Source organism: Streptomyces sp. XH2 (assembly GCF_049725035.1).
GTDB lineage: Bacteria > Actinomycetota > Actinomycetes > Streptomycetales > Streptomycetaceae > Streptomyces > Streptomyces roseoverticillatus.
This window is the reverse complement of the sequence record NZ_JBMMMZ010000011.1, coordinates 257,440-284,343: the sequence shown is the minus strand read 5'-3', so window position 1 is coordinate 284,343 and position 26,904 is coordinate 257,440. Positions and strand designations below refer to the sequence as shown.

Annotated in this window: 22 protein-coding genes; 15 read left to right on the top strand and 7 right to left on the bottom strand. The window is 73.1% G+C overall.

The window, feature by feature from the left end:
• Positions 1 to 30 precede the first annotated feature (30 nt).
• The 3 genes from ACOTKD_RS23600 to ACOTKD_RS23590 all read left to right on the top strand — a co-directional run bounded on the left by ACOTKD_RS23600 (position 31) and on the right by ACOTKD_RS23590 (position 2,873).
• Positions 31 to 708: a uracil-DNA glycosylase gene (locus ACOTKD_RS23600; RefSeq protein WP_424890998.1), complete on the top strand. Its 678-nt coding sequence runs from the start codon at positions 31 to 33 to the stop codon at positions 706 to 708.
• Between the two features lie 34 nt (positions 709 to 742).
• Entirely contained in the window at positions 743 to 1,807 is a 1,065-nt protein-coding gene (locus ACOTKD_RS23595; RefSeq protein ID WP_424890997.1) for an N-acetylglucosamine kinase, read from the top strand.
• A gap of 127 nt (positions 1,808 to 1,934) precedes the next feature.
• On the top strand, positions 1,935 to 2,873 hold the full coding sequence (locus tag ACOTKD_RS23590; RefSeq protein ID WP_424890995.1) for a hypothetical protein: 939 nt from the start codon (positions 1,935 to 1,937) through the stop codon (positions 2,871 to 2,873).
• Between the two features lie 215 nt (positions 2,874 to 3,088).
• On the opposite strand, the gene ACOTKD_RS23585 is transcribed toward ACOTKD_RS23590, so the two are convergent.
• A complete protein-coding gene (locus ACOTKD_RS23585) occupies positions 3,089 to 4,153 on the bottom strand; it encodes a lactonase family protein (protein ID WP_424890994.1) in 1,065 nt (354 codons plus the stop codon).
• A gap of 64 nt (positions 4,154 to 4,217) precedes the next feature.
• The gene (locus ACOTKD_RS23580) at positions 4,218 to 5,720 is read right to left on the bottom strand and encodes an FUSC family protein (protein WP_424891070.1); all 1,503 of its coding nucleotides are present in this window, start codon (positions 5,718 to 5,720) and stop codon (positions 4,218 to 4,220) included.
• Between the two features lie 291 nt (positions 5,721 to 6,011).
• Here ACOTKD_RS23580 and ACOTKD_RS23575 point away from each other — a divergent pair, with 291 nt between their 5' ends.
• The 3 genes from ACOTKD_RS23575 (at position 6,012) to ACOTKD_RS23565 (ending at position 8,253) form a co-directional block, all read left to right on the top strand.
• Complete coding sequence (locus ACOTKD_RS23575) at positions 6,012 to 6,494, top strand: Lrp/AsnC family transcriptional regulator (protein WP_424890993.1); 483 nt, start codon at positions 6,012 to 6,014, stop codon at positions 6,492 to 6,494.
• A gap of 23 nt (positions 6,495 to 6,517) precedes the next feature.
• Entirely contained in the window at positions 6,518 to 7,225 is a 708-nt protein-coding gene (locus tag ACOTKD_RS23570; protein WP_424890992.1) for an HAD family hydrolase, read from the top strand.
• Between the two features lie 107 nt (positions 7,226 to 7,332).
• Positions 7,333 to 8,253: a D-alanyl-D-alanine carboxypeptidase family protein gene (locus ACOTKD_RS23565; protein ID WP_424890991.1), complete on the top strand. Its 921-nt coding sequence runs from the start codon at positions 7,333 to 7,335 to the stop codon at positions 8,251 to 8,253.
• A gap of 48 nt (positions 8,254 to 8,301) precedes the next feature.
• On the opposite strand, the gene ACOTKD_RS23560 is transcribed toward ACOTKD_RS23565, so the two are convergent.
• The gene (locus ACOTKD_RS23560; protein ID WP_424890990.1) at positions 8,302 to 8,733 is read right to left on the bottom strand and encodes a YjbQ family protein; all 432 of its coding nucleotides are present in this window, start codon (positions 8,731 to 8,733) and stop codon (positions 8,302 to 8,304) included.
• Between the two features lie 54 nt (positions 8,734 to 8,787).
• Here ACOTKD_RS23560 and ACOTKD_RS23555 point away from each other — a divergent pair, with 54 nt between their 5' ends.
• From ACOTKD_RS23555 to ACOTKD_RS23535, 5 genes are all read left to right on the top strand, one after another.
• Positions 8,788 to 9,882 carry an FAD-dependent oxidoreductase gene (locus ACOTKD_RS23555; protein WP_424890989.1) on the top strand — a complete coding sequence of 365 codons (1,095 nt, stop codon included), beginning with the start codon at positions 8,788 to 8,790 and terminating at the stop codon, positions 9,880 to 9,882.
• 85 nt (positions 9,883 to 9,967) lie between these two features.
• Positions 9,968 to 10,756, top strand: a complete 789-nt coding sequence (locus ACOTKD_RS23550; protein WP_424890988.1) for a (Fe-S)-binding protein — start codon at positions 9,968 to 9,970, stop codon at positions 10,754 to 10,756.
• Positions 10,753 to 12,240 carry a lactate utilization protein B gene (locus tag ACOTKD_RS23545; RefSeq protein WP_424890987.1) on the top strand — a complete coding sequence of 496 codons (1,488 nt, stop codon included), beginning with the start codon at positions 10,753 to 10,755 and terminating at the stop codon, positions 12,238 to 12,240. Before ACOTKD_RS23550 ends, ACOTKD_RS23545 begins: the two co-directional genes overlap by 4 nt.
• On the top strand, positions 12,237 to 12,905 hold the full coding sequence (locus ACOTKD_RS23540) for a LutC/YkgG family protein (RefSeq protein ID WP_424890986.1): 669 nt from the start codon (positions 12,237 to 12,239) through the stop codon (positions 12,903 to 12,905). Before ACOTKD_RS23545 ends, ACOTKD_RS23540 begins: the two co-directional genes overlap by 4 nt.
• A gap of 100 nt (positions 12,906 to 13,005) precedes the next feature.
• The gene (locus tag ACOTKD_RS23535) at positions 13,006 to 14,202 is read left to right on the top strand and encodes a CaiB/BaiF CoA transferase family protein (protein WP_424890985.1); all 1,197 of its coding nucleotides are present in this window, start codon (positions 13,006 to 13,008) and stop codon (positions 14,200 to 14,202) included.
• Here ACOTKD_RS23535 and ACOTKD_RS23530 read toward each other — a convergent pair.
• The gene (locus ACOTKD_RS23530) at positions 14,199 to 15,512 is read right to left on the bottom strand and encodes an MFS transporter (RefSeq protein WP_424891069.1); all 1,314 of its coding nucleotides are present in this window, start codon (positions 15,510 to 15,512) and stop codon (positions 14,199 to 14,201) included. The genes ACOTKD_RS23535 and ACOTKD_RS23530 overlap by 4 nt on opposite strands.
• Positions 15,513 to 15,631: 119 nt before the next feature.
• Positions 15,632 to 17,449 (bottom strand): ABC transporter ATP-binding protein, encoded by a 1,818-nt coding sequence (locus ACOTKD_RS23525; protein WP_424890984.1) that lies wholly within the window; start codon positions 17,447 to 17,449, stop codon positions 15,632 to 15,634.
• Between the two features lie 96 nt (positions 17,450 to 17,545).
• Here ACOTKD_RS23525 and ACOTKD_RS23520 point away from each other — a divergent pair, with 96 nt between their 5' ends.
• Positions 17,546 to 17,986, top strand: coding sequence for a MarR family winged helix-turn-helix transcriptional regulator (locus tag ACOTKD_RS23520; RefSeq protein WP_424890983.1), 441 nt, complete (start codon positions 17,546 to 17,548; stop codon positions 17,984 to 17,986).
• 68 nt (positions 17,987 to 18,054) lie between these two features.
• Here ACOTKD_RS23520 and ACOTKD_RS23515 read toward each other — a convergent pair whose 3' ends face one another.
• Positions 18,055 to 19,671 carry a peptide-N4-asparagine amidase gene (locus ACOTKD_RS23515; protein ID WP_424890982.1) on the bottom strand — a complete coding sequence of 539 codons (1,617 nt, stop codon included), beginning with the start codon at positions 19,669 to 19,671 and terminating at the stop codon, positions 18,055 to 18,057.
• Positions 19,672 to 19,822: 151 nt separating this feature from the next.
• Here ACOTKD_RS23515 and ACOTKD_RS23510 point away from each other — a divergent pair, with 151 nt between their 5' ends.
• Together ACOTKD_RS23510 and ACOTKD_RS23505 are read left to right on the top strand one after the other, a co-directional pair.
• On the top strand, positions 19,823 to 21,646 hold the full coding sequence (locus ACOTKD_RS23510; protein WP_424890981.1) for an ABC transporter transmembrane domain-containing protein: 1,824 nt from the start codon (positions 19,823 to 19,825) through the stop codon (positions 21,644 to 21,646).
• Complete coding sequence (locus ACOTKD_RS23505) at positions 21,643 to 23,424, top strand: ABC transporter ATP-binding protein (RefSeq protein ID WP_424890980.1); 1,782 nt, start codon at positions 21,643 to 21,645, stop codon at positions 23,422 to 23,424. The genes ACOTKD_RS23510 and ACOTKD_RS23505 overlap by 4 nt, the downstream gene beginning before the upstream one ends.
• 31 nt (positions 23,425 to 23,455) lie before the next feature.
• Here ACOTKD_RS23505 and ACOTKD_RS23500 read toward each other — a convergent pair whose 3' ends face one another.
• A complete protein-coding gene (locus tag ACOTKD_RS23500; RefSeq protein WP_424890979.1) occupies positions 23,456 to 24,247 on the bottom strand; it encodes a metal-dependent hydrolase in 792 nt (263 codons plus the stop codon).
• A gap of 135 nt (positions 24,248 to 24,382) precedes the next feature.
• Between ACOTKD_RS23500 and ACOTKD_RS23495 the strand changes: the two genes are divergently transcribed.
• Positions 24,383 to 26,896: a DEAD/DEAH box helicase gene (locus ACOTKD_RS23495; protein WP_424890978.1), complete on the top strand. Its 2,514-nt coding sequence runs from the start codon at positions 24,383 to 24,385 to the stop codon at positions 26,894 to 26,896.
• Positions 26,897 to 26,904: the final 8 nt, after the last annotated feature.

Here is a 26,904-nt window from a genome sequence, read left to right as displayed (position 1 = left end):
GCAGTCTGTTTACAGGGAGGGGCGGCAGCTGTGGCTGCACGACCTTTGCACGAGATCGTCGAACCGGGCTGGGCGAAGGCCCTGGAACCGGTGTCCGGCCGGATCGCCGCCATGGGCGACTTCCTGCGCGCCGAGATCGCCGCGGGCCGCACGTACCTGCCGTCGGGCGCCAACGTGCTGCGCGCCTTCCAGCAGCCGTTCGACGACGTCCGGGTGCTGATCGTGGGTCAGGACCCGTACCCGACACCGGGGCACGCCGTCGGGCTGAGCTTCTCGGTGGCGCCCGAGGTACGCCCGCTGCCCGGCAGCCTGGAGAACATATACCGCGAGATGCACACCGACCTGGGGCTGCCGCGGCCGTCCAACGGCGACCTCACGCCGTGGACCCGGCAGGGCGTCCTGCTCCTCAACAGGGCGCTGACCACCGCCCCGCGCAAGCCCGCCGCACACCGCGGCAAGGGGTGGGAGGAGGTCACCGAGCAGGCGATCCGGGCGCTGGTCGAGCGGGGGCGCCCGCTGGTGGCGATCCTCTGGGGGCGCGACGCCCGCAATCTGCGGCCGCTGCTGGGGCAGGTGCCGTCCGTGGAGTCGGCGCACCCCTCCCCCATGTCGGCCGACCGCGGCTTCTTCGGCTCGCGGCCGTTCAGCCGCGCCAACGACCTGCTGGCGCGCCAGGGCGCGGCCCCGGTGGACTGGCAGCTTCCGTGATGTGCGCGGGCGCCCTTTCGGTGCGACCGGCCCGGTGAGCCCGGCGAACGGTCACGTCCTCGGCGTCGACTCCGGCGGCTCGGGGATCCGCGTCGCCCTGCGCGCGGTCCCGCGCGGCGGCCCGGACCTGACCTGGTCCTCCTCCGTCCCGGCCGCCGTCGGCGAGCAGGGCATCGATGCCCGGGACCTGCTCGGCCAGGTGCTGCCCGCGGCCCGGAGCCTGCTGGCGCGGGCCGGGGCGCAGCGCTGCGAGGCCGTCTGCGTGGGCGCCGCCGGCATGGTCTCGCTCGGGGCGGACCTGCACGCCGTCCTGCCCTCCGCCCTGCGCGAGGCCCTCGGCATGCGCAGGCTCTCTCTGGCCTCGGACGCCGTCACCGCCTACGCCGGCGCCCTGGGACAGCGGCCGGGAGCCGTCGTCGCCGCGGGCACCGGGCTGATCGCGGTGGGCACGGACCTGACCACGGAGGGCGGCTGGCGGCGCGCCGACGGCTGGGGCCATCTGCTCGGCGACTGCGGGAGCGGCGCGTGGATCGGCCGTGCCGGGCTGGAGGCGGCGATGCGGGCGTACGACGGGCGGGCCGGCGGTTCGCACGCCCTGCTGGAGCGGCTGCAGGCGGTCTTCGGCCCGCCGCCGGAGCTGCCCGCCGCCCTGTACCCCCGGGCGGACCGGCCCGCCGTCCTCGCCTCGTTCGCCCCGGAGGTGTCCCGGTGCGCCCCGGCCGACCCGGTGGCGGCGGGCATCCTGTGCCGGGCGGCACGGCACATCGCCGAGGCGGCCGCGGCGGTCTGCCCGCCGCCCCGGCCCGGCCGGGAAGCACTCCCGGCAGCAGCCGGCCGGCAGGCAGGTCTGGCGGATCCGGCCGACGAGGTGTATGGGACCGGCAATGCTTACGACGTGGCCGTTACCGGGGGCCTCCTCCGCATGGGCGACCCCCTGCTCGCACCCCTGCGCGAGGAGTTGCAGTTGCAACTCCCTCACGCACGTCCGGTCACCGCGGCGGGCGAGCCCCTGGACGGCGCATTGTGCGTGGCCGAAGCCCTGCTGACGGACGATCTGCTACTGCCGGCCGATCCGCCGATGCTCCGCGTCGTTTGCTGAACCACTCCCGACCGCGTCCGTACGCTTCTGCGATGAGCGTATTTTTGGGCGAATAAATCCGGACAGACGCCACCGGGACGCCCCCACCCGAACGGCCCAGCGCCTTGAACGACTAACATGCGGCGCCATGAGCTCCCCCACAGGGCCTGCGCCTGGCCTGCCTGTACGAATGCCGCGACCCCGTCAGCCCGGACGGCACCGGCGGCCGGAGCCGGCGGCCGCCCCCGCCGGCGCGCCGCCGCTGGTACTCGCCGTTCCGGGGGTCCCCGACACGGCGACGCGCCTCCTCGCCGAGGAGGTCCTCAGCATCGCGCGCTCCGAGCTTCCGGGCCTCGACGCCCGCATCGGCTACGTGGACGCCGACGGCGGCGCCGAGGGCTACCCGTCCCTCGAGTCCGTCCTCGCCTACGCCGCCGCGCAGCGCACCGCTCGCGCGAGCGAAGCCCGCGAAGCCGGTGCCGAGGACGGCGCCGCCGACGCCTGGGACCAGTGGCCCCCGGCCATCGTGGTGCCGCTCCTGGCCGGCCCCGACAACGCCCTCCTGCGCCGCGTCCGCCAGTCCGTCATGAGCAGCGGTTCCGCCGCCGAGCTCACCGACGCGCTCGGCCCGCACCCGCTGCTCGCCGAGGCTCTGCACGTCCGCCTGTCGGAGGCCGGCCTGGCCCGTGCCGACCGCGCGCGACTGTTCACAGTTGCAACGGCGGCGGACGGGATCATCCTGGCGACGGTCGGCGGCGAGGAGGCCGTGCAGGCCGCCGGGATCAGCGGCATGCTGCTCTCCGCCCGCCTCGCCGTGCCGGTCCTCGCGGCCGCTCTCGACGTCGACGGCGACATCGCGCGCGCGGCCGACCAGCTGCGCGGCTCCGGCTCGCGGAACCTGGCACTCGCCCCCGGCCTCATCGGCCCGGAGATCGCCGAGGGGGTCGCGGACGCCGCCGCCAAGGAGGCGGACTGCGCGGCGGCCGCGCCGCTCGGCGCCTACCCGGCGATCGGCAAGCTCGTCCTGGCCAAGTACGCGGAGGCACTGGGCATATCCGTGCAGCCGGCCCAGAGCCCGGCGCGCTGACCGTCCTCGCCGACTGCGTTTTCCGTACGGGTCCTGCGACCAGAGGGTGCCGTGACCGTCTGACCGCTCGACCCGCCCGTTTCCCGGAAGAGGGGCTCCTGCACTGCGGAGAGCCCCTCTCGGCATTCCCGGGCCCAGGGCTCGGGGCCTGGGCCCTGTTCCCGGGCCCAGGGCTCAGCGCCCCGGTCTCGGTGTCTTGAGGGCGGTGCCTCGGCTCAGTTGAAGATCACGCAGGATGCCGCCGGCACGGCGACCGTGCCGGCGAAGGCCGGTATGCCGGTGTCCGGGTCCACGGTGAACCACGAGACGTCGCCCGACCGCTCGTTCGCGGCGTACAGATACCGGCCCGACGGGTGCGGAGTCAGGTCCCGGGGCCAGACGCCCCCGCAGCCGACGACGTCGCGGAGCCCGAGGACGTCCCCCGATCCGTCGAGGGCGAGGACCGAGATGCTGTCGTGGCCCCGGTTGGCGATCCAGAGGAAGCGCCCGTCGGCGGAGACCACGGGCTCGGACGGATACGTCGGGACGCCCTCGCCGGGCGGCAGGACGCGCGTCTCGCCGAGGGGCGCAAGCGTTCCGTCCGCGCTGTTCCAGCGGCAGACGGTGACACTCGGCGCCAGCTCGTTCAGCACGTAGACGCGATCGGCTCCAGGAGCGAACGCCAGGTGCCGCGGGCCCGTGCCGGACCGCAGCCGGGTCTCGCCGTGGGGACGCGGCAGGCCCGTCACCGGGTCGAGGGCGTACGTCCACACCGAGTCCGTGCCGAGGTCCGCGGCGAGGAGCACACGGCCCGAAGGGTCGGGCACGACGGCGTGGGCGTGCGGGCCCTTCTGCCGGTCCGCGACCGGGCCGCTGCCCCGGTGGGCGAGCACCGCCGCCGGGGCGCCGAGCCCGCCGCCCCGGCGGACGGGGAGGGCGCTGACGCTGCCCGAGCCGTAGTTGGCGGTGAACACGTGGGTGCCGGTGACGGCCAGGTGGGTGGGTGCGTCGCCCCGTACGGGCACCGCCTCGCCGAGCGGCCGTGGCCGGACGGGGTCGGCGAGGGAGAACGCCGCCACGGCGCCCTCGTCGGTCTCGCTCACCGCGTACAGCACGTCGGCCCCGGGCGAGAGCGCGAGGAAGGAGGGGTTCGCCACGGCGTCCGTGGAACCCAGGAGCTTCAGCGCGCCCGTGCCGGGGTCGGTCTCGGCGACCGTGACGCCCCGGCCGCCGGCCGCCGTGTACGACCCGATGTACGCGAGCCGCCCGCGCTGCCCGGCCTGTCCGCCGCTGACCGTCATGCCGCCCTCCCCGCCCCGAAGACTGTGATCCCGACGCTACACGGCACCACCGACATACCGGACGTCAGGCCTCCGCGAACACTCCGCGGGGACCGCTGCGCAGCGGCTCGGCCAGCGAGGACAGTGCGGCCTCCAGGTCGTGCAGATGGGCGAGCGCGGCCTCGGCGCCGGGGTGGTGGTGCGGGGCCGCCCCGGGGAGCACGGCTGCCGACCGGGTTTCCCCGCCGGGTGCGACGAGGCCGAGCAGCGCCGTCTCGACGCGCTGGCAGGCGGCGGTGAGCCGGGCGTCGTGCGAGGCGTCGGGGTCCGCGGCGACGGCCGCGAGGCCGCGTGCCTGCCGGGCGCAGTCGTCGAGGTGCAGCATGACCTGCCGCGCGCGCTCCTTGCGGGTGCGCAGCGGGCTGAGCGGGTGCAGCAGCGGGGCCAGGGAGACACGGACCCTGCCGAGGAGGAGTTCGAGCTCGGCGACGTGCGGCGCGGGGTCCGCGGACGCGTCGCCGGCCAGCCGTCGCGCCGAGTCCGCCGTGCAGTGCCGCACGGCGACCAGGGCGCGCCGGATCCAGGCGTCCGTGGCGGCGTGGGTGGTGACGGGCAGGACGAGCGCGACGGCGACGGCGGCGCCTGCGGCTCCGACCAGGGTCTGCTCGAAGCGCAGGGCGAGCAGCCCGGGGTGCAGGACGCCCAGCAGCCCGTAGAGGAGACCGGCCATGACGGTCACGAAGAACATCATCCAGCTGTACGAGGGGGCCGCGGTGTAGAAGATCCCGAAGACGCAGACGGCGACGAGGACGGCGGTGGGCCCGGGCGCGCCGTGCAGCGGGACGGCCACGAGGAGGCCGGCCGCGATGCCGGCAAGGGTGCCGATGACGCGGCGGAAGCCGCGGACGAGGGTCTCGCCGCGCGAGGCGGTGTTGACGAAGATCCACCAGGCGGTGCCCACGGCCCAGTACCAGCGCTCGTCGGAGACCAGCTGGCCGACGCCCAGGGCGACGGCGCAGGCGACGGTGTTCTGGAAGGCCAGGCGGGTGGTGGGGCGGGCGAGGCCGCGCCCGGCGAGCGGGGCCGGTCCGGCGGGCGGCGGGGTGCGGCGCTCGATGCACCACAGTCCGAAGCGCACCAGGCCGCAGGCCGCGAGGGCCATGATCACGGCAGCGTAGAGGTGGGGGAGCTGGGCGGGCACGGCGTGCAGGAACTGCGTGGCGAAGAACATCATGAAGCCGAAGATGCCGAGCGCCTGTCCGCGCGGTCCCCAGCGCCGGGCGTAGACCCCGCAGAACACGACGGCGAGGAACGCCGCGTCGCGCACCAGGGGCGTGCCGTGCAGGGCCGCCGCCAGGGCGAGCACGGGGAACCCGACGGCGGGCAGCAGCGCCGTGGTGACCACCTGGCGGCCCGGCGTCGCGTCACCGACGGTGAACATCGCGAGGAGCGCCGCGAGGCCTCCCGCGATGGAGGCGGACATCGGCAGGCCGGACAGCTCCACGACGGTGACCGCGAAGCCCACGCCGATGACGGCGCGGACGGCGGTCCGCAGCCGGAGCAGGCCCGGATCCGGAGCCACGAAGATCCTCTTCAGTGCTGCCGCCCCCTTCTCCCCGATTGTGGGTACGCGCGCGCACGCACGCGTACGGATGGTTTTCTGGTTTTCGGCATGCGCTTTTCGGCATGCGTTCCGGCATGACAAAGGCGCTGCGGGGGTCCGGCGCGGCTCCTTCGCCGCCCGGCGCAGCCCATCGCAACGCCATCGATGGGTAGAGGAAAACATCTGTGACCCCAGTGGCTCAACAGCGCGCCCGATGACTGGGCCATTGGTACAGTTACCGGCCGGAAACTCCGACCACGAGGAGGCCGATGGCCCATGGCCGTGGACGCACTGGACGCGAAGATCCTCCGGTTGCTGCTGGAGCAGCCGCGGACGAGCGTGCGCGAGTACGCGCGCGTGCTGGGCATCGCCCGCGGCACGCTGCAGGCCCGGCTGGACCGGCTGGAGCGCGAGGGGGTGATCACCGGTTCGGGACCGCGTCTGTCACCCGCCGCCCTGGGCCACCCCGTGCTGGCGTTCGTGCACATCGAGGTCACCCAGGGGCACCTGGACACGGTCGCCGAGGCGCTGGCGGAGGTCCCGGAGATCATGGAGGCCTTCTCGACCACCGGGGGCGGCGATCTCCTGGCCCGGGTGGTCGCGCGGGACGCGGCGCACCTGGAGGACGTGATCCAGGTGCTGGTCCGGACTCAGGGGGTGGTGCGCACCCGTACGGAGATGGTGCTGCGCGAGCGCGTGCCGTACCGGGTGCTGCCCCTGGTGGATTCCGTGGGACGCGCGGCGCAGCGGGGCGGGTGAGGGGCTGCCGGGCCGTCTGCAGCATGCTGGTCCGCATGAGCTTTTCGCGCCATTCCCGGAGCCCTGCGGTCATTTTCGATCTCGACGGAACGCTCGTGGACAGCGAACCGAATTACTACGAAGCGGGTCGCCGGGTGCTGGAGCAATACGGCGTGCCCGGATTCAGCTGGGAGGAGCACACCCGCTTCATCGGGATCGGCACCCGGGAGACGCTGGAGGTCCTCCGCCGCGAGTACGGCATCGAAGCGCCGGTCGACGAGCTCCTCGCCGCCAAGAACAGCGCCTATCTGGAGCTGGCCGGGGCGCACACGGAGGTGTTCCCGGAGATGCGCCGCTTCGTGGACCTGCTCCACGGGGCGGGCGTACCGCTCGCGGTGGCGTCGGGCTCCTCGCGGACGGCGATCGAGGCGGTGCTGGCCCGTACGGGGCTCGGCGGGCTGCTGACCACGCTGGTCTCGGCCGAGGAGGTCGAGCACGGCAAGCCCGAACCGGACGTGTTCCTGGAGGCCGCACGGCGGCTCGGGGCGGCGCCGGGCGACTGCGTGGTGGTCGAGGACGCCCCGCCCGGCGCCGAGGCGGCCCGGCGGGCGGGGATGGAGTGCGTGGCGGTGCCCTACGTGCCGGGGACCGCCGGCGATCCCGCTTTCGCGTCGGCGGGGCTGCTTTTCCCGGGCGGCCAGAAGGAATTCGACGCCCGGCGGGCCTACGAGTGGGTCACCGAAGGAAACTGAGGCGCCCCCAGGTTCTCGCCGTCAAGGAACCGGTGCGATTATCGGCTCGCTCGGCAATACGGGCGAGTCGCATCGCCCGGCTCAACACGCGAGGAACAGAGGCATACATGGAGCGATCCGGAAGACAGGTCCGCCGCTGGGGCGCGGCCGCGGTCGCATCGACCGCAGCGGTCGCCGTCGTGCTCCCGGCGACCACCGCCGAGGCCGCGAGCGGCCCGTCGGTCAGCGCCAAGGGCGCGTTCCTGCTCGACAGCGGCAAGAACAGCGGGCTGTGGGGCAAGGACGCCGACACCAGGCGGCAGATGGCCAGCACCACCAAGGTGATGACCGCGGTGACCGTCCTGGACACCAAGGGCGTGGACCTCGACAAGAAGGTCACCATCAAGCAGTCGTACCGCGACTACGTGGCCCGCCAGGGCGCGAGCACGGCCGATCTGCGCACGGGCGACAAGCTGACCGTGCGGCAGCTGCTGTACGGCCTGATGCTGCCCTCGGGCTGCGACGCCGCGTACGCGCTCGCGGACACCTTCGGCAGCGGCGGCACCGAGGCGGCGCGGACGGCGTCGTTCATCGCCAAGATGAACAAGAAGGCCGCCGGCCTGGGCCTGAAGAACACCAAGTACGACTCCTTCGACGGCATATCCCGGGCCGGGAACAACTACACGTCCCCGCGCGACTCGGCGCAGCTGGCCCGGCACGCACTGGGCAACAGCACGTTCCGGACGGTGGTCAAGGCGCAGGCGACCCGCCAGAAGGCGGCGAATGTCAACCGCACCTACTACTGGGACAACACCAACAAGCTGCTCGGGTCGTACAAGGGCGCCATCGGCATCAAGACCGGCACCGGCACGGCCGCCGGTGCCTGCCTGGTCTTCGCCGCCGAGCGGAACGGCCGGACGGTGGTCGGCGTCATCCTCAACGACGGCGCCGACCGCTACCCGGACGCCGTGAAGATGCTGGACTGGGCCTACCGGAGCAAGACCAGCGTGAAGCTCCGCCAGCTGCCGGAGTCGGCGCAGAAGGACTGACGGACCCGGCCCCGGCGGACCACGGCGGACCACGGCGGGCCCGCCGGCTCAGCCGAGGAACGTCAGCCGCACCTGGCGGTCGGGGTTGTCCCTGTTGGTGTCGACCAGGCACACCGACTGCCAGGTGCCCAGCTCCAGCCGCCCGCCGATGACCGGCAGGGTCGCGTGCGGGGGCACGAGGGCGGGCAGCACGTGGTCGCGCCCGTGGCCGCGGCTGCCGTGGCGGTGCCGCCAGCGGTCGTCCGCCGGGAGCAGGTCGTGGAGGGCGGCCAGCAGGTCCTCGTCGCTGCCGGAGCCGGTCTCCAGGACGGCCACGCCGGCCGTTGCGTGCGGGACGAAGACGTTGAGCAGCCCGTCGCGGCCGGCGGCCGCCTCGCGCAGGAACGCCTCGCAGTCGTGCGTGAGGTCGTACACCGTCTCCGCGGAACCGGTGGCGATGTCGAGGACGTGGGTGCGGAAGGAGCCATGGGTGTCTGCCATGGCTCCATTTTCGTACGCGGGAAGAGATCTCCCCTCCCCCGGGTTAGTAGAACCATGAACAATCCTGGGGTGCGTGAAACCGAGGTCGTGGTGATCGGCGCCGGGCAGGCGGGACTGTCCGCCGCCTACCACCTGCGCCGCGCGGGGTACGAGCCGGACCGGGACTTCGTCGTCCTGGACCGCTCCCCGCGCCCGGGCGGCGCCTGGCAGTTCCGCTGGCCGACACTCACCTACGGCAAGGTGCACGGCATGCACGCCCTGCCCGGCATGGAGCTGACCGGTGCGGACGACTCCCGGCCGTCGTCGGCCGTGATCGGCGGCTACTTCGCCGACTACGAGCGCGCCTTCGACCTGCGCGTGCACCGGCCCGTCGGCGTGCGCGCGGTGCGCGAGGGGCAGGACGGGCGGCTCATCGTCGAGAGCTCCGAGGGCCCGTGGTCGGCGCGGGCCCTGATCAACGCGACCGGCACCTGGGACCGGCCCTTCTGGCCCCGCTACCCCGGCCAAGCAGCCTTCCGCGGCCGTCAGCTGCACACCGCGCGCTATCCCGGCCCCCAGGCGTTCGCCGGGCAGCGCGTGGTGGTGGTCGGCGGCGGCACCTCCGCGGTGCAGCACCTGCTGGAGATCGCCGAGGTGGCCGCCGCGACGACGTGGGTCACGCGCAGACCGCCGGTCTTCCGCGAGGGCCCCTTCGACGAGGAGTGGGGCCGCGCCGCGGTCGCCCGCGTCGAGGAGAGGGTGCGCCAGGGGCTGCCGCCGCAGAGCGTCGTCTCGGTGACCGGGCTGCCGATGACGGAGGCCATGGAGCGGGCACGGGCGGCCGGCGTGCTGGTCCCGCGGCCCGTGTTCGACCGCGTGACCCCCACCGGTGTGGCGTGGGCCGACGGCAGCTCCGTCGACGCCGACGTCATCCTCTGGGCCACCGGCTTCCGGGCCGTCGTGGACCACCTCGCCCCGCTGAGACTGCGCGAGCCCGGCGGCGGCATCCGCCTGGAGGGCACCCGCGCGGCGCGCGACCCCCGCGTCCACCTCGTCGGCTACGGGCCGTCGGCGAGCACCATCGGGGCCAACCGGGCGGGCCGTGCGGCCGTACGGGAGATCCGCGCACTGCTCGGTTCTTCACAGCCGCTGGTCCCTGCGGCAGTATGAGGCCCTCCGGATGATCACCGCGGGAACGCCGGTGACGGGATCCGCCGTGCGGTGACGGCCGCCGCCCGGCGAGCGAGGAGGGGTCATGCGCGTCGGGCTGTTCGTGACCTGCGTCAACGACACCCTCTACCCGCACACCGGCCGGGCCGTCGTCACCCTCCTCGAACGGCTCGGCGTCCCGGTGGACTTCCCCGCGGAGCAGAGCTGCTGCGGTCAGCCCCTGTTCAACACCGGCTACCGGCACCGGACCGAACCCCTGCTGCACCGCTACGCCGCCGCCTTCCGCGACCACGACTACATCGTCACCCCTTCCGGTTCCTGCGCGGCCATGGTCCGCGACAACTACCCGCGGATCGCGGCGAAAGCCGCCGCCGAGGGCCGGGGCGGAGCGGTCCCCGAGGCCGTGACCGAGGCCGCGGCCAGGACCTACGAGCTGACGGAGTTCCTGGTCGACGTCCTCGGAGTGACCGACGTGGGCGCCTGCTATCCGCACACCGTCACCTACCACCCCACCTGTCACGGACTGCGGGTGCTCGGCCTCGGCGACCGGCCGCGCCGGCTCCTGGAGCACGTCGAGGGCCTGGAGCTGCGGGAGCTGCCGGGAGCCGAGGAGTGCTGCGGCTTCGGCGGCACCTTCGCCGTCAAGAACCCGGCCGTCTCCGCCGCCATGGGCGCCGACAAGGCCCGGGCCGTCACCGCGACCGGCGCCCGCGCCGTGTGCACCGTCGACAACTCCTGCCTCATGCACCTCGGCGGGATCCTCGCCCGTGAGGGCTCGCCGGTCCGCCCCGTGCACATCGCCGAAATCCTGGCCCGGACCAAGGACGACCCGGTGCGTCCGCACGGCACGGCCCGCGGGGGAGGCGCCCGGTGACCGGCACCTACCTGGGGATGCCGTCCTTCCCGCGCGCCGCCGAGACCTCGACGCGTGACGGGCGGCTCCGCGCCAACCTCCGCCGCGCCACCCGCACCATCCGCGCCAAGCGCGACCGCGCCGTCGCGGCACTGGACGACTGGGCGCGGCTGCGCGCCGCCGGAGCCGCGGTCAAGGACCGGACCCTGCGCCACCTCGACCACTACCTCGTCCAGCTCGAGGAGTCCGTGACCCGGGCCGGCGGCACCGTCCACTGGGCGGCCGACGCCGCCGAGGCCAACCGGATCGTCACCGATCTGGTGCTGGCCACCGGCGAGCGCGAGGTGGTCAAGGTCAAGTCGATGGCCACCCAGGAGACCGGTCTCAACGGAGCCCTCGCGGCGGCCGGTATCCGGGCGTACGAGACCGATCTCGCCGAGCTCATCGTGCAGCTGGGCGACGACCTGCCCTCGCACATCCTGGTGCCCGCCATCCACCGCAACCGGTCGGAGATCCGCGACATCTTCCGCAGCCGTATGGCGGACTGGGGCCTCCCGGCGCCCGAAGGGCTCACCGACACTCCCGCCGATCTCGCCGAGGCGGCGAGGCGGCACCTGCGCGAGAAGTTCCTCCGGGCGAAGGTGGCCGTTTCGGGGGCCAACTTCGCGGTGGCGGAGACCGGCACGCTCGTGGTGGTCGAGTCCGAGGGCAACGGGCGTATGTGTCTCACCCTTCCGGAGACCCTGATCTCGGTGGTCGGCATCGAGAAGGTCGTGCCCACCTGGCGCGACCTGGAGATCTTCCTGCAGCTGCTGCCGCGCTCGTCGACGGCGGAGCGCATGAACCCGTACACCTCGATGTGGACGGGCACCACCGACGGCGACGGCCCGCGCGCCTTCCACCTGGTCCTCCTCGACAACGGCCGCACCGACACCCTTGCCGACACGATCGGCCGCCGGGCACTGCGCTGCATCCGCTGCTCGGCCTGCCTGAACGTCTGCCCCGTGTACGAGCGGGCCGGGGGCCATGCGTACGGCTCGCCGTACCCGGGGCCGATCGGGGCCGTGCTCACGCCCCAGCTCCGCGGCCTCGCCTCGCCCCTGGAGGAGTCGCTGCCGTTCGCCTCCTCTCTGTGCGGCGCCTGCTTCGAGGCGTGCCCGGTGGCCATCGACATCCCCGAAATCCTGGTCCACCTGCGGGAGCGGGTCGCCGAAGGAGGACCGGTGACGGTCCGGGGCACTCGCACCGTCATCAGGCCCGCGAAGCGGCACGGCGCCGAGCGCGCCGTGATGCGGGCCGCGGGCTGGGCGTTCGACCACCCCCGCGCGCTGCGCCGCGGCCAGCGGCTGCTGGCCCGCACCCGCGGCCTCCATCCCCGGCGGCTCCCCGGTCCGGGCCGCGCCTGGTCGGACACCCGCGACCTGCCGGACATCCCGCCCGAGTCGTTCCGCGACTGGTGGGCCCGCACCCGAGGCGGCACCGGCCGTACAGGAGGCACCTCTTGACCGGCGATTCCGGCAGGGAACGGATCCTCGGCCGGGTTAGGCGGGCGCTTTGCGACGTGCCGGCGGCGGAGCAGCCGGCCGATCACCCCGTGCCGCGCGACTACGCGGACCAGCACGGCGAGCGCTCGCACGACGCGACCGTCGGCCTCCTCGCGGAGAACCTGGCGGACTACCGCGCCCTCGTCCACCGCACGGACGCGCCGGGACTTCCCGCGCTCCTCGCCCGTCTGCTCCGCGAACGCGGCGCCCGCCGGGTGGCCGTGCCGGAGGGGCTTCCGGCCGGCTGGCTCGCCGGAGAGCCTGCCGAACTCGTCGTCGACTCCCCTGATCTGACGGCACATGACCTCGACTCCGCCGACAGCGTCGTGACCGGCTGCGCGCTGGCGATCGCCGAGACCGGGACGGTCGTGCTCGACGCGGGGCCGGACCAGGGGAGCCGCCGCCTCACGCTCGTGCCGGACCACCACATCTGCGTGGTGCGGACCGGCGACCAGGTCGTGGACTCCGTCCCGCAGGCCGTCCGGCGGCTGTCCCCGGCACGGCCCCTGACCTGGATCTCGGGACCGTCGGCGACGAGCGACATCGAGCTGGAGCGGGTCGAGGGCGTGCACGGGCCGCGCACCCTGGAAGTGATCCTCGTGACGGGCGACCCTCGCGAGCTGTGAGCAGTTTTCCATGGGCGCGACACTATGCCCGGTGCGATCGCCGGTGCGGCGGGCTGTCCACAACCCCTGTCATATGAACTGCCCGGTGGGAGGAGTCGAGTTGAAGCTGCCCCTGCACGACGTCACGGTCGTCGCCCTCGAACAGGCCGTGGCCGCCCCGTTCGCGACCCGCCAGCTCGCCGACCTCGGCGCGCGCGTGATCAAGGTCGAGAGGCCGGAGCGCGGGGACTTCGCCCGTGACTACGACCGCAGGACCAAGGGGCTCTCCGCCTATTTCGTCTGGGTCAACCGCGGGAAGGAGAGCGTCGCCCTCGACCTCAAGGCCGGGGAGGACCGCGCCCTGCTCGACCGGCTCCTGGCCCGCGCCGACGTGTTCGTCCAGAACCTGGCCCCCGGGGCGGCAGGACGGCTGGGCCTCGGGAGCGACGTGCTGCGCGCCCGGCACCCCCGCCTGATCACCTGCGACGTCTCGGGATACGGCGCAGAGGGTCCGTACCGCGACAAGAAGGCCTACGACCTGCTGGTGCAGTGCGAGACCGGGCTGGTCTCGCTCACCGGGGACGCCGGCGCCCCGGCCCGCCCCGGGATCTCCATAGCCGACATCGCGGGTGGCATGTACGCCTACACCGGCATCCTCACCGCCCTCTACGAACGGGAGCGCACCGGCGAGGGCACGGCCCTGTCGATCTCGCTCTTCGACGCGCTCGCGGAGTGGATGGGGCAGCCGTACTTCGCGGAGGCCTACGGCGGCGCTCCGCTCACCCGCAGCGGGGCACGCCACCCGTCCATCTCCCCGTACGGGCACTACCGCTGCGGCGACGGCGAGCAGGTGTTCCTGAGCGTGCAGAACGACCGGGAGTGGACGGCCCTGTGCGAACAGGTGCTGCGGCGGCCCGACCTGGTCCGCGACCCCCGCTTCGCGGACAACCCGCTGCGCCGGTCGCACGACGACGAACTCACCGCCGTCATCGAGGAGCGGTTCGCCCCGCACACGGCGGACGGGGTGGCCGCCCTGCTCGACGGGGCGGGGATCGCGAACGCCCGGCTGCGGACGGTGGCCGGTTTCACGGCCCATCCGCAGCTCGCGGCGCGTGACCGCTGGCGCGAGTTCGGCTCCCCCGCCGGTCCGCTGCGCGGGCTGCTCCCGCCGGTCGAGGTGCGGGGCCGGGAGGCCGCGATGCGGGCGGTGCCGGCGCTGGGGGAGCACACGGACGCCGTCCGCGCCGAGTTCGCCGCACCGGACGGCACGGCGGCGACGGTCTCCGAACCCGGGGAGGAGCGGAAGCCGACGGGCTAACCGGTCCGGTCGAGCGGCCGCTTCGCGGTCTCCGGGAGGATCACGTAGACGCACGCGGACACGACGCAGAGCCCGGCGACGTACCAGGGGAACGCCCCCGGGTGGCCCGCGTCCTTGAACCAGGTGCCGAGGTAGGGCGCGGTGCCTCCGAAGAGTGCCACGGTCAGCGAGTAGGGAAAGCCGATCCCCGCGGCCCGCACCCGCGCGGGGAAGACCTCGGCGTTCACGGCAGCGGCGATCGAGGTGTAGCCGGTGAGCAGCACCATGCCCGCGCACTGCACGAGCAGCAGCGACGCGAAGGAGCTGCCGATCGCGCGCAGCAGGGGGACGGCCAGGACGGCGAACCCCGCTGCGAAGCCGATCAGCAAGGGCTTGCGGCCCACGCGGTCCGACAGCAGTCCGCCGAGGGGCTGCAGCGCGGCGAAGAAGGCCAGCGAGATCGTTCCGGCCGCGAGCGCATCGCCCTTGCTGATGCCGGCGTTCATCTGGGCGTAGGTCGGCAGGTAAGTGGTCCAGGTGTAGTAGGCCAGCGTGCCGCCGGCGGTGATGCCGCAGATCAGCAGGGACTGCCGCGGGTGGCGGCGCAGCGCCTCGAAGACGGCCGGGCGCTCGGACGCCTTGCCGGGCACGTCGTGCGTCTCTTGCGCACCCTGCCGGATCCAGAAGCCTGCCAGGCTGATGAGCGCGCCGAGGAGGAACGGCACGCGCCAGCCCCAGTCCCCCATCTGGCCTTCGGTGAGGAGGTGGGCGAGCAGGGCGGCCGTGCCCGAGGCGAGTAGCTGGCCGATGGTGGTGGACACGTACTGGAAGCTGGAGAACAGCCCTCTGCGTCCCGGGCCCGCGGATTCCACGAGAAACGTCGTGGATGCGGCGAACTCCCCTCCGACCGAGAGCCCTTGGACCAGCCGGGCGACCACGAGGACCACCGGAGCGAGGATGCCCGTGGCGGCGTAGGTGGGGGTGACGGCGAGGAGCAGGCTTCCGGCGCCCATCAGCAGGATGGTGACGGTGAGGGCCGCCCGCCTGCCGCGCCGGTCGGCGACCGCCCCCATGAGCAGGCCGCCGACGGGGCGCATGAAGAAGCCGACCGCGAAGACGGCGAAGGCCGAGAGCAGCGGCACGAGGGAGTCGCCGGAGCCCTTGGGGAAGACCTGGTCGGCGAAGTAGACCGCCAGGAAGGAGTAGGCGTACCAGTCGTACCACTCCGCGGCGTTGCCGACGGACGCCGCGGCGAGCTGGCGCAGGGAAGAACGGGGCGGGGGTGGGGAGGCGTACGGGGCTCGTTCACGGCCGGTCCCGCGGGTGGTCATGCCGCCGTCGGCGGGCCCGGACAGTGGCTCGGATTGCGTCATGATCCCTTGGATCCCCCCGGCGACGACCCCGCACACCCGTACGAACCTCTTCATGGACCGGGTTTCACGCGCCGACATCACGCGCCGGCCGTCACGCGCCCTTCGTCCCGGCGCACGAGCGCGGCGTAGTGCCCGTCCCCCGCGAGGAGTTCCTCGTGGGTGCCGCGCTCGGTGACCCGCCCTCCGTCGAGGACGACGATCTCATCGGCGTTGCGGACGGTGGAGAGGCGGTGGGCGATGGTGATGGTGGTCCGGCCGGCGGAGAGGGTGTCGATGGCTTGCTGGACGGCGTGTTCGGTGCGGGTGTCCAGGGCGCTGGTGGCCTCGTCGAGGATGAGGACGGGAGGGTCGCGCAGGATGGTGCGGGCGATGGCCAGGCGCTGTTTCTCGCCGCCGGAGAAGCGGTAGCCCCGCTCGCCGACGAGGGTGTCGTATCCGTCGGGGAGGGTGTCGATGTGGTCGTGGATCTGTGCGGCGCGGGCCGCCGACCTGATTTCCTCGTCCGTCGCGTCGGGTTTGGCGAAGCGGAGGTTGTCGGCGACGGAGGCGTGGAAGAGGTAGGTCTCCTGGGAGACCACTCCGACCGCCCTGGCGAGGGTGTCGAAGTCGAGGTCGCGGACGTCGACGCCGTCGATCAGGACGCGGCCGCCGGTGACGTCGTAGAGCCTGGGGACGAGGTAGCTGAGGGTGCTCTTGCCGGAGCCGGTCGGCCCGACGACGGCGAGGCTGCCGCCCGCCGGCACGGTCAGGTCGATCCCGCTGAGCGTGGGGGCCGCGGGCTCGCGCGAGCCCGGTGCGTCGTAGGCGAAGGCCACCTCCTCGAAGCGCACTTCGCCCCGCACCTTCTCCAGCCGGACCGGCTTCTCCGGCTCGGCGATGTCCACCGGCAGGTCGAGGTATTCGAAGATGCGCTGGAAGAGCGCCATGGAGGTCTGCATCTGCACGCCCGTGGACAGCAGGCTGACGGCGGGCCGGAACATGCCCTGCTGCAGGGAGACGAAGGCCACCAGCGTGCCGGTGGAGATGCCCGGGCCGCCCGTCTGCAGGGCGACGCCCGCGGCCCAGTAGATGACGGCGGGCATGGCGGCCATGACGACGCCGATGGTCGACATGCGCCAGCGCCCGGCCATGTTCGCCCGCACTTCGAGGCCGACGAGCCGCTCGGACTCCTTGCTGAAGGCCTGGGTCAGGGAGTCGGAACGGCCCATCGTGCGGCCGAGGAGGATGCCGCTGACGGAGAGCGACTCGGTGACCATCGCGGCCATGACGGCCATCTGCTTCTGCCGCTGCGAGGTGATCCTCTTGCGCTCGCGGCCCACACGGCGGCTGATCGCGACGAACACCGGCAGCAGGAGCAGCGAGACGACGGTCAGCCGCCAGTCGAGGGCCAGCATCGCGACCACCGTGGCGATGACGCTGGTGAGGTTGGAGACGAGCGAGGTGGCCGTGGAGGTGACGGTGGCCTGCATGCCGCCGATGTCGTTGGCGATGCGGGACTGCACCTCCCCGGTGCGGGTCCGGGTGAAGAACGCGAGCGGCATGCGCTGGAGGCGGTCGTAGACGGCGGCGCGCAGGTCGTGCATGACGCGCTGGCCGACCGTCGTGGAGAGCAGGGTCTGCAGGACGCCGAAGACGCTGTTGACGACCGCGGAGACGATCATGCCGAGCGCGAGGAGGGTCAGCAGTCCCGTGCGCCCCTGGGGGAGCGCGGTGTCGAGGATCTCGCGCAGCATGAACGGCGAGGCGACGGAGACGAGCGAGGAGGCGGCGACGAGGAGGCCGACGAGGGCGAGCCGGCCGCGGTAGGGGCGGAAGAGCCGGAGGATGCGCCGGACCTGGGCGGGCTGCTCGGGGTCGGCGGGCGGTGGGGTCCAGTGCTGTTCGTCGTGGTGCATGGGCTCCTGGATTTCGGAGACGACAGGGACGGTTTCCGAGCTTAGCTCACTGTTACCTAAGCTCACAATGAATATTGCCCTGGTAACCTTGCGATCATGACCGCCCCCGACCCGTCCGGACAGCTCGCCGAGCAGCTTCTGCGGCTCACCCGCAGGCTCCACCGGGCCCAGAAGCGCTATCTGGACCCGGTCGGGATCACGCCTGCCCAGTCCCGGCTGCTGCGCACCGTCGCGCACTGCGACCACCCGCCCCGGATGGCCGACCTGGCCCAGCGCCTGGAGGTCGTGCCGCGGGCCGTCACCACTCTCGTCGACGCCCTGGAGACCGGCGGCTCGGTGCGCCGGGTGCCCGATCCCTCCAACCGCCGGGTCATCCGGATCGAGCTGACCGACGAGGGCCGCAGGGTCCTGCGGACGCTCAGGGAGGCCCGCCGCGCCGCCGTGGAGGACGTCCTGGCGCCCCTCTCCGCCGCGCAGCGCGATCAGCTGGGAAGCCTCCTGGACGAGCTGATGGCCGGCCCGGGCCCCTCGCACTGACGCACGGACCGGGCGGGCGCAGCCCCGTGGGAGCGCCTCGCGCCCGCCCGGCAGGACGGTCAGGGCCATCAGCAGGAGCGGCTGTCCTCCGTCAGTTCGCCCTGTTCGGTGGCCAGGGTCCGGTCATAGCAGGCGCCGGGCCCGAGGAGGCGGTAGCGCTCGCGCGAGACACCGGTCGCGTGCCGCTGCTCACGGGGGACGTTCTGGTTGTACGCGGCGTCACCCGTGTAGGTGTCGTCGAGCCGCGACCAGTCGATCCTCTTCCCTGCGCGGAGCGTGACGCTGTCGGAACGGTCGCCCATGGTCATCACGGTGCGCAGCCGGTCACCGGAGCCGATGGAGATCTCGCCGTCCATGCTGTAGACGCGATGGGCGCTGGTCGTGACGGCGGGTCCCCGGCCGGACACGGTGACGTTCTCGTCGTCCGTCCAGCGGGCCCTGAGCCCGTCCTTCGACTCGCCGTCGGTCCAGCGGTGGGTGGAGGCGGCGGCGACCTTGCGGGTCACCGTGGTCGCCACCCTCCCGTGCGAGGTGTCGACGTAGCCCGCGACCGTCAGCAAGTGCCCGCCGTCGGCCTTCAGCGTGTGCTCGGTGCCGGGCTCGTAAGCGGCCTTGTTCGCGGGCGCGCCGGTCGTGTGCGCGGTGAGCGCTCCGGTGACGCTGCTCGCCTCGGCGTCCTGCCACACCAGGACGTTCGTGGGGGTGCTCCAGCCGCTCTGGCCCTCGGGCACTCCGGTCACCGAGATCGCGATCCGGTGCGGCTTGCCGTCGTTGAGCTGCCCGGCGAAGGGCGTCAGGTCGTACTCCAGGGGCCGCACGTCGAAGGCGCGCGGCCCGGGGATGACGTACCACAGGAAGGGGTTGGACCAACCGCCCGTCCATACCGTGGGGAAGGGCGCGGCGATGCCGGCGAGTTTGCCGTCCACGGACACCTGGACCTCGCGGTACGGGCCGTCCTTGGCCTTGCACGAGTACGGCGCCGCGTCCGGCACCGTCAGGTACCAGAACTCCTCGCAGCCACCGCCCGAGCCCGTCGCGTACACCTCTGCCACGATCCGCTCACTGTTGCGCGGCGTGGTCAGCATGCCTTCGTAGGACGTACCGACGTTGTGCGCGCTGTCGAGAGTGAGGACTTTGTCCGGCGTCTGTGCCGGCCGGGCCCGTCCCTCGGCGGCGTAGAAGGTCAGGGTCGCCTTGACCTTGATGACGCCGGTGTAGGTCTCGTTCACCAGGTTGCCGATGAGCATCTCGACGGGCTGCCGCTCCCGGAAGGTGGCCGAGTAGCGGGTGACGTCCTTCTCCACGTGCCAGGTGATGCCTTCGGGCGAGGGCTCCGGGGTGGAGGTGCGCAGGACTTCCACCCTGCCGACCTGCAGGTAGCCGAGGCGGTCGTACTGCCGTCCGGCGACGGCGCCGTCGAGCCGCAGGACGACCTTGTTCCAGCGGTCGCCGCAGCCCTTGGGCGGCAGGTACGTGCTCTTGTAGGGCGTGTAGTCGCGGAATTCGGTGTCGGCGAGCGTCACCGTGCAGGACTTGGTGTCCGGCGTGGCGACGGGCGGGCCGGCGGTGACCGGGTCGTGCCAGTCGGTGCCGAACTCGGTCGGCGGGCCCGCGGCCAGGGCGGGGCCCGCTCCCAGCGCCAGGCCGGCGGCCGCGGCGCACACTGCCAGGAACAGTCGTCTCATGGGGCAGGAGTGAAGCGCTTCGCACTGCAGTGCGCCAGGGCCCCTTTTGGCCTGGCTCGGCACCAGTGCGCGAAAACCAGTTGAATGCGGCACTCCAGTGGCGCGAACCTTTCACAGCTCCCTGCCGGCCCGCCCAACCCCCTGGGATGTCATGCAGATTCGCGACCTTCCGTACTCCGATCCCGGCCGGCCCGACACGAGGTCGGGACCGCGCCTCCTGCTCTGGCTCGGACGGAACCAGCCGGCGGGCCAGGCCAAGGCCCTGGTGTGGGGCGTGGTGCACATGGCCGCCGTGGCCGTGCTGCCGGTGGCCCTCGGCATCGCCGTCCAGGCCGTGGTGGACCGCTCGGGAGCCCGGCTGGCGCTGGCGGGCGGGCTGATGGTGCTGCTGGGCGTGCTCATAGCGCTGGGCGACACGATGCTGCACCGAGCGGCGATCACCAACTGGATCACGGCCGCCGCCCGGCTGCAGCAGCTTCTGGCCCGCAAGACGGCCGAGTTGGGTGCCACGCTGACCCGCCAGGTCGCCGCCGGAGAGGTCGTGGCGGTGTCGACGGGCGACGTCGAGAAGATCGGCTGGTTCGTGGAGGCCCTCTCGCGCTTCGCCTCCGCGCTGTTCACCACGCTCGCCGTGTGCGTGGCCCTCGTGATCTACCAGCCCGCCCTGGGCACGCTGATCGCACTCGCGGTGCCGGCGCTGGTCCTGGCCGTGCTGCCCCTGCTGCCGCCGGCGACGAAGCGGGCCGACGAGCAGCGGGAGAAGGCGGGTTACGCCACGGAGCTGGCCTCCGACACCGTGGCCGGGCTGCGCGTGCTGCGCGGCATCGGCGGCGAGGACCTGTTCCTGGACCGCTACCGGCGCGCCTCCCAGGAGGTGCGCCGGGCAGCCGTGCGCAGCGCCCGGATGTGGGCGCTGATCGCGGCCGTCCAGGTGCTGCTGCCGGGCCTGCTGCTGATCGCGGTGGTCGGGTACGGGGTGGGGCTGGTGGAGGACGGCCGGGTCGGCGTCGGTGAACTGGTCACCGTCTACGGCGTGGTGACGTTCCTCCTCTTCCCGCTGCGGGTGTTCGAGGAGATCGCCATGGCGTACTCCTTCTCCCGCCCTTCGGCGGCGCGCGCGGCCCGTGTGCTGTCCTTGACCCGCACGGCCCGCCCGGATGCGGGTGAAGGGCCTGCAGCCGCACCGGCAGGGGATCTGTACGACCCGGAGAGCGGGCTGTCGGCCCCGGCGGGACGGCTGACCGCGGTGGTGTGCGGCGATCCGGACGTGGCGGGCAGGCTGGCCGACCGGCTGGGCGGGCACGCCTCGGCCGGTTCCGAGGGGGCGCCCTCGGCGCTGCTCGGCGGTGTCGCACTTGACGATCTGCCGCTGGAGGCGGCCCGTACCGCGGTGCTCGTCCAGGACAAGGACCCGGTGCTGCTGTCGGGGACGCTCGCCGAGCTGCTGGACGTGCCCGGCTCGGGTGCCGTAACCGCCGGAGCCGCTCTGGCCGCGGCGCAGTGCGACGACGTGCTGACCGCTCTGGCGCAGGCCTCTCCGGACGCCTCCGGCGACCCGGTGCGGACGCGGATCACCGAGCGGGGCCGCTCGTTGTCGGGAGGGCAGCGGCAGCGGCTGGCGCTGGCCCGGTCGCTGGTGACGGACCCGCAGGTGCTGGTGCTCGACGAGCCCACGTCGGCGGTCGACTCGCACACGGAGGCGCGGATCGCCGACGGGTTGCGAGCGCTGCGGCAGGGCCGTACGACGGTGGTGTTCTCCTCCAGCCCGCTGCTGCTCGACCGGGCGGACCGCGTGGTGTTCGTGCGGGAGGGCCGCGCCGTGGCGGTGGGCACGCACCGCGGGCTGCTGCGCGACGACCCGGCGTACCGCGCCGTGGTCACGCGGGAGACGGATGCCGTGCCGGCGGCGGCCGGAGCGAGGGACCCGGAGCTCTCCGAGCCCGGCAGGAGCGAACAGATCGAGGAGTCGGCATGATCGGTGTGGCACCTCCCGCGCACGACCCCGCGGCGCCGGAGTCGGCGACCACGCTCCCGGTCGCCGGGCCCTCGACCGTACGGGCCTACGTGCGCGAGCTGCTCCGCAGACACCGGAGGGCGTTCGTGCTGCTGGTGACGGTGAACGCCGTCGCCGTCACCGCTTCCATGACCGGTCCCTACCTGCTGGGCGGGATGGTCGAGGAGCTGGCGGCCGGGGCGGAGGACGTCCGCCTGGGGCGCACGCTCTCGCTGTTCGCCGTCGCCCTGGCCGTGCAGGCCGTGTTCGTGCACATGGTGCGGCTGCGCGGGTCGGTGCTCGGCGAGGAGATCCTCGCGGACCTGCGCGAGGACTTCCTCGTGCGGTCGGTGGGGCTGCCGCCGGGCATCCTGGAACGGGCCGGCACCGGTGACCTGCTGTCGCGGATCACCACCGACATCGACCGGCTGGCCAACGCCATGCGCGAGGCCGTGCCCCAGCTGGCGATCGGCTTCGTGTGGGCGGCGCTGCTCCTGGGGGCACTGGCGGTGACGGCGCCACCGCTCGCGCTGTGCGTGCTGGTCGCGGTCCCGGTGCTCGTCATCGGCTGCCGCTGGTACTTCCGCCGGGCGCCCGCCGCCTACCGTTCGGAGGCCGCGGGGTACGCGGCCGTGGCGGCGTCGCTCACCGAGACCGTGGACGCCGGGCGGACCGTCGAGGCGCACCGGCTGGGCGAGCGCCGCGTGGCGCTGTCCGACCGGCGGATCGCCGAGTGGACCGGGTGGGAGCGGTACACGCTGTGGCTGCGGTCGATCCTCTTCCCGGTGATCAACGCGACCCACTCGCTGGTCTTCGGCTCCGTGCTGATCATCGGCGGTGTCTTCGTGCTGCAGGGCTGGGTGTCGGTGGGGCAGCTCACGACGGGCGCGCTGTTCGCGCAGATGCTCGTCGAGCCGGTCGGCCTGATCCTGCGCTGGTACGACGAGCTGCAGATCGCGCAGGTGTCGCTCGCCCGGCTGGTGGGGGTGCGCGAGATCGGGACGGGGGACGCGGACGACGGCACGGACCCGAAGGGCCGGGAGGTGCGGGCCGACGAGGTGCGGTTCGGCTACCTGGCGGGCAACGACGTCCTGCACGGCGTCTCCCTGGCGGTCCGACCGGGGAGCCGGGTGGCGCTCGTCGGGCCGTCCGGCGCGGGGAAGTCGACGCTGGGCCGGCTGCTGGCCGGCATCTACGCGCCGCGCTCGGGCGCGGTGACGCTCGGCGGCGCGGAGCTCGCACGGATGCCGGCGGAGCGGGTGCGCCGCCACGTGGCCCTCGTCAATCAGGAGCACCACGTCTTCGTGGGGTCGCTGCGCGACAACCTGCTCCTCGCCCGGACGGACGCCGGGGACGGCGAGCTGTGGGCCGCTCTCGGCGCGGTGGACGCCGACGGCTGGGCGCGGGCGCTCGCGTCCGGCCTGGACACCGCGGTGGGCTCGGGCGGGCTCGCGCTCACCCCGGCCCAGGCCCAGCAGGTCGCGCTGGCGCGGCTCGTGCTCGCCGATCCGCACACGCTGGTGCTGGACGAGGCGACTTCGCTGCTGGACCCGCGCGCGGCCCGGCACCTGGAGCGCTCGCTGGCGACGGTCCTGGAGGGCCGTACGGTGGTGGCCATCGCGCACCGGCTGCACACCGCCCATGACGCGGACGTGATCGCGGTGGCCGAGGACGGCCGGATCTCCGAGCTGGGCAGCCACGACGAGCTGGTCGCGGCCGGCGGCACGTACGCGGCGCTGTGGCGCTCCTGGCACCGGTAGCCTCCCGCCGGGCGGGCCGGGGCGCCCCTGGTCAGATGAACTCCAGGGCCCCGAGCCCGCCCAGGCCGCCGAGCACGAGGAACGCCGGCATGAGGACCTTGAGCTCCACCCAGCTGCCCGCCCGGAAGCGCATGGCCTTCGGCGGTCCGACCGGGTACCAGCGCTTGCGGCCGACGGGTATGGGCCACAGGATCGGGCAGCCGGAGACGGTCAGTGCGTCGCCGATGTCGTGCACGAGGGCGCCGAGGACGATCGGCAGGCCCAGCCACAGGTACTCCTGGCCGGGGCCGGAGAAGAGCCAGCCGGCGCCGTTGCCCGGCTCGTTCAGGACGCCGGCCAGTATCCAGGCGCTGGTGGCCCCGAGGAGCCACACCAGGACGTCGCTGGAGGTGCGGGCCGCGCGCCACAGGAGGCCTTCGACCGCGAGAACGAGGTGGACGAAGAGGATGCCCAGCACGGCCCAGCGACCGCCGGTGACCGCCAGCGCCGACGTGCCCGCGCCTATGAGGACGGCCCACAGCCAGGTGTGGGTGAGCGTGCGGTGCCCGCCGTTGCGGCGCGGGTCGCCGTGCCCGCGGGTGGCCTTGTAGACGGAGTGGGACAGCTTGTCGATGACCCCGCACAGCGCGCGGGACACCGGGCCGAAGGCGCGCGATATCGTCGCGGACTTGTGGTCGAGGTCGGGGGCGAGTGCCGCTCCGGCGCAGACCAGGGCGCCGACCACGAGCACCGGCCAGGGCATCGGCTCGCCGGCGGCCGACATCGCCGCCCCCACTCCCAGCCAAGCGGCCGCTCCTGAGAGCGAGTGCGCCGGTCCCATCATGGTCGTTCCCACTTCCTCGTGCCGGACGGCGTGCGCTGTTCTGACGCCGGGTCGGCGACTCAGCGTAGCGCCCGGATGATCACCATTGGACCGGCCGGTTCCCTGATCCGGTCCGGGGCCAGGCAGTATGGAGGGGTGACCCTTATCGATCAGATGCCGAGCCATGCCGAACCCGATGCCCTCTTCGAAGCCTTCTCGACCTGGGCCGAGGAGCGGGGCATCTCGCTGTACCCCGCGCAGGAGGAGGCGCTGATCGAGGTGGTCTCCGGGGCGAACGTGATCCTTTCGACCCCCACCGGCTCCGGCAAGAGCCTCGTCGCGGCCGGTGCGCACTTCACCGCGCTCGCCAACGACCAGGTGACCTTCTACACCGCGCCCATCAAGGCGCTGGTGTCGGAGAAGTTCTTCGACCTGTGCAAGATCTTCGGCACGGAGAACGTCGGCATGCTGACGGGCGACGCCTCGGTCAACGCCGACGCGCCCATCATCTGCTGCACCGCCGAGGTGCTCGCCTCCATCGCGCTGCGGGACGGCAGGGACGCCGACATCGGCCAGGTCGTGATGGACGAGTTCCACTTCTATGCGGAGCCGGACCGGGGCTGGGCGTGGCAGATCCCGCTGCTGGAGCTGCCCCAGGCGCAGTTCATCCTGATGTCGGCGACTCTGGGCGATGTGTCCCGATTCGAGGAGGATCTGACCCGGCGCACGGGGCGTCCCACCGCCGTGGTCCGCTCGGCGACCCGGCCTGTGCCGCTGTCCTACGAGTACCGGTCGACTCCGCTCACCGACACCCTCACCGAGCTGCTGCAGACGCACCAGGCGCCCGTCTACATCGTGCACTTCACGCAGGCCGCGGCCGTGGAGCGGGCGCAGGCGCTGATGAGCATCAACATGTGCTCGCGCGAGGAGAAGGACGAGATCGCCAAGCTGATCGGCAATTTCCGCTTCACCACCAAGTTCGGCCGGAACCTCTCGCGCTACGTCCGGCACGGCATCGGCGTGCACCACGCGGGCATGCTGCCCAAGTACCGCCGCCTGGTGGAACGGCTGGCGCAGGCCGGTCTGCTGAAGGTCATCTGCGGCACGGACACCCTCGGCGTGGGCGTCAACGTGCCGATCCGCACCGTGCTGTTCACCGCGCTCACCAAGTACGACGGCCAGCGGGTGCGGACGCTGCGGGCGCGGGAGTTCCACCAGATCGCGGGCCGCGCGGGGCGGGCCGGCTTCGACACGGCCGGCTTCGTCGTCGCCCAGGCCCCCGACCACGTCATCGAGAACGAGAAGGCTCTGGCGAAGGCCGGGGACGACCCCAAGAAGCGGCGCAAGGTGGTCCGCAAGAAGGCGCCGGAGGGCTTCGTCGGCTGGACGGAGAACACCTTCGAGAAGCTCATCGCCTCCGAGCCGGAGCAGCTGACCTCGCGCTTCCGCGTCACGCACGCCATGCTGCTCGCGGTCATCGCCCGCCCGGGCAACGCCTTCGAGGCGATGCGCCGCCTGCTGGAGGACAACCACGAGCCGCGCAGGAACCAGCTGCGGCACATCCGCCGCGCCATCGCGATCTACCGCTCCCTGCTGGACGGCGGCGTGGTCGAGCGGCTCGACGAGCCCGACGCCGAGGGCCGCATCGTCCGCCTGACCGTGGACCTGCAGTCGGACTTCGCGCTCAACCAGCCGCTGTCGACGTTCGCGCTCGCCGCCTTCGAGCTCCTGGACCCGGAGTCGCCGTCCTACGCCCTGGACATGGTCTCGGTCGTGGAATCCACGCTGGACGACCCGCGGCAGATCCTCGCGGCGCAGCAGAACAAGGCGCGCGGCGAGGCCGTCGCCGTGATGAAGGCGGACGGCGTCGAGTACGAGGACCGCATGGAGCGGCTCATGGACGTGACCTACCCCAGGCCGCTGGACGAGCTGCTGACCCACGCCTACGGGCTCTACCGCAAGAGCCACCCCTGGGTCGGCGACCACCCGCTCTCGCCGAAGTCGGTCGTCCGCGACATGTACGAGCGGGCCATGACCTTCACGGAGTTCACCTCCTTCTACGACCTGGCGCGCACCGAGGGCATCGTCCTGCGCTACCTTGCCGGTGCGTACAAGGCGCTGGACCACACGGTCCCCGACGACCTGAAGTCCGACGACTTCGAGGACCTGATCGCCTGGCTGGGCGAGATGGTGCGCCAGGTCGACTCCAGCCTGCTGGACGAGTGGGAGCAGCTGGCCAACCCCGAGGAGGAGTCGGCCGAGGAGGCCCAGGACCGCGCCGACCAGGTCAAGCCGGTCACGGCGAACGCCCGCGCCTTCCGGGTGCTGGTGCGCAACGCGCTCTTCCGCCGGGTCGAGCTGGCCGCCCTCGACAAGGTCGGCGAGCTCGGCGAGATGGACGCCGACTCCGGCTGGGACGAGGACCGCTGGGCCGAGGCCATGGACGCCTACTGGGACGAGTACGACGACCTGGGGACCGGCCCCGACGCGCGCGGCCCGAAGCTGCTGCGCATCGAGGAGAAGCCGGAGGACGGGCTGTGGCGGGTCCGGCAGACCTTCGCGGACCCCAATGGCGACCACGACTGGGGCATCACGGCCGAGGTGGACCTCACCGCCTCCGACGAGGAGGGCCGCGCGGTGGTCCGCGTCGTGGAGGTCGGTCAGCTGTAGCCTCCGAG

What these genes read in the sequence shown, in the direction of transcription:
- ACOTKD_RS23590 (WP_424890995.1), top strand. Translation starts at nt 1,935, where the DNA reads ATGAGCTCCCCCACAGGGCCTGCGCCTGGCCTGCCTGTACGAATGCCG.
- ACOTKD_RS23585 (WP_424890994.1), bottom strand. Translation starts at nt 4,153, where the DNA reads ATGACGGTCAGCGGCGGACAGGCCGGGCAGCGCGGGCGGCTCGCGTAC.
- ACOTKD_RS23575 (WP_424890993.1), top strand. Translation starts at nt 6,012, where the DNA reads ATGGCCGTGGACGCACTGGACGCGAAGATCCTCCGGTTGCTGCTGGAG.
- ACOTKD_RS23570 (WP_424890992.1), top strand. Translation starts at nt 6,518, where the DNA reads ATGCTGGTCCGCATGAGCTTTTCGCGCCATTCCCGGAGCCCTGCGGTC.
- ACOTKD_RS23565 (WP_424890991.1), top strand. Translation starts at nt 7,333, where the DNA reads ATGGAGCGATCCGGAAGACAGGTCCGCCGCTGGGGCGCGGCCGCGGTC.
- ACOTKD_RS23560 (WP_424890990.1), bottom strand. Translation starts at nt 8,733, where the DNA reads ATGGCAGACACCCATGGCTCCTTCCGCACCCACGTCCTCGACATCGCC.
- ACOTKD_RS23555 (WP_424890989.1), top strand. Translation starts at nt 8,788, where the DNA reads ATGAACAATCCTGGGGTGCGTGAAACCGAGGTCGTGGTGATCGGCGCC.
- ACOTKD_RS23550 (WP_424890988.1), top strand. Translation starts at nt 9,968, where the DNA reads ATGCGCGTCGGGCTGTTCGTGACCTGCGTCAACGACACCCTCTACCCG.
- ACOTKD_RS23530 (WP_424891069.1), bottom strand. Translation starts at nt 15,512, where the DNA reads ATGACCACCCGCGGGACCGGCCGTGAACGAGCCCCGTACGCCTCCCCA.
- ACOTKD_RS23525 (WP_424890984.1), bottom strand. Translation starts at nt 17,449, where the DNA reads ATGCACCACGACGAACAGCACTGGACCCCACCGCCCGCCGACCCCGAG.
- ACOTKD_RS23520 (WP_424890983.1), top strand. Translation starts at nt 17,546, where the DNA reads ATGACCGCCCCCGACCCGTCCGGACAGCTCGCCGAGCAGCTTCTGCGG.
- ACOTKD_RS23515 (WP_424890982.1), bottom strand. Translation starts at nt 19,671, where the DNA reads ATGAGACGACTGTTCCTGGCAGTGTGCGCCGCGGCCGCCGGCCTGGCG.
- ACOTKD_RS23510 (WP_424890981.1), top strand. Translation starts at nt 19,823, where the DNA reads ATGCAGATTCGCGACCTTCCGTACTCCGATCCCGGCCGGCCCGACACG.
- ACOTKD_RS23505 (WP_424890980.1), top strand. Translation starts at nt 21,643, where the DNA reads ATGATCGGTGTGGCACCTCCCGCGCACGACCCCGCGGCGCCGGAGTCG.
- ACOTKD_RS23500 (WP_424890979.1), bottom strand. Translation starts at nt 24,247, where the DNA reads ATGATGGGACCGGCGCACTCGCTCTCAGGAGCGGCCGCTTGGCTGGGA.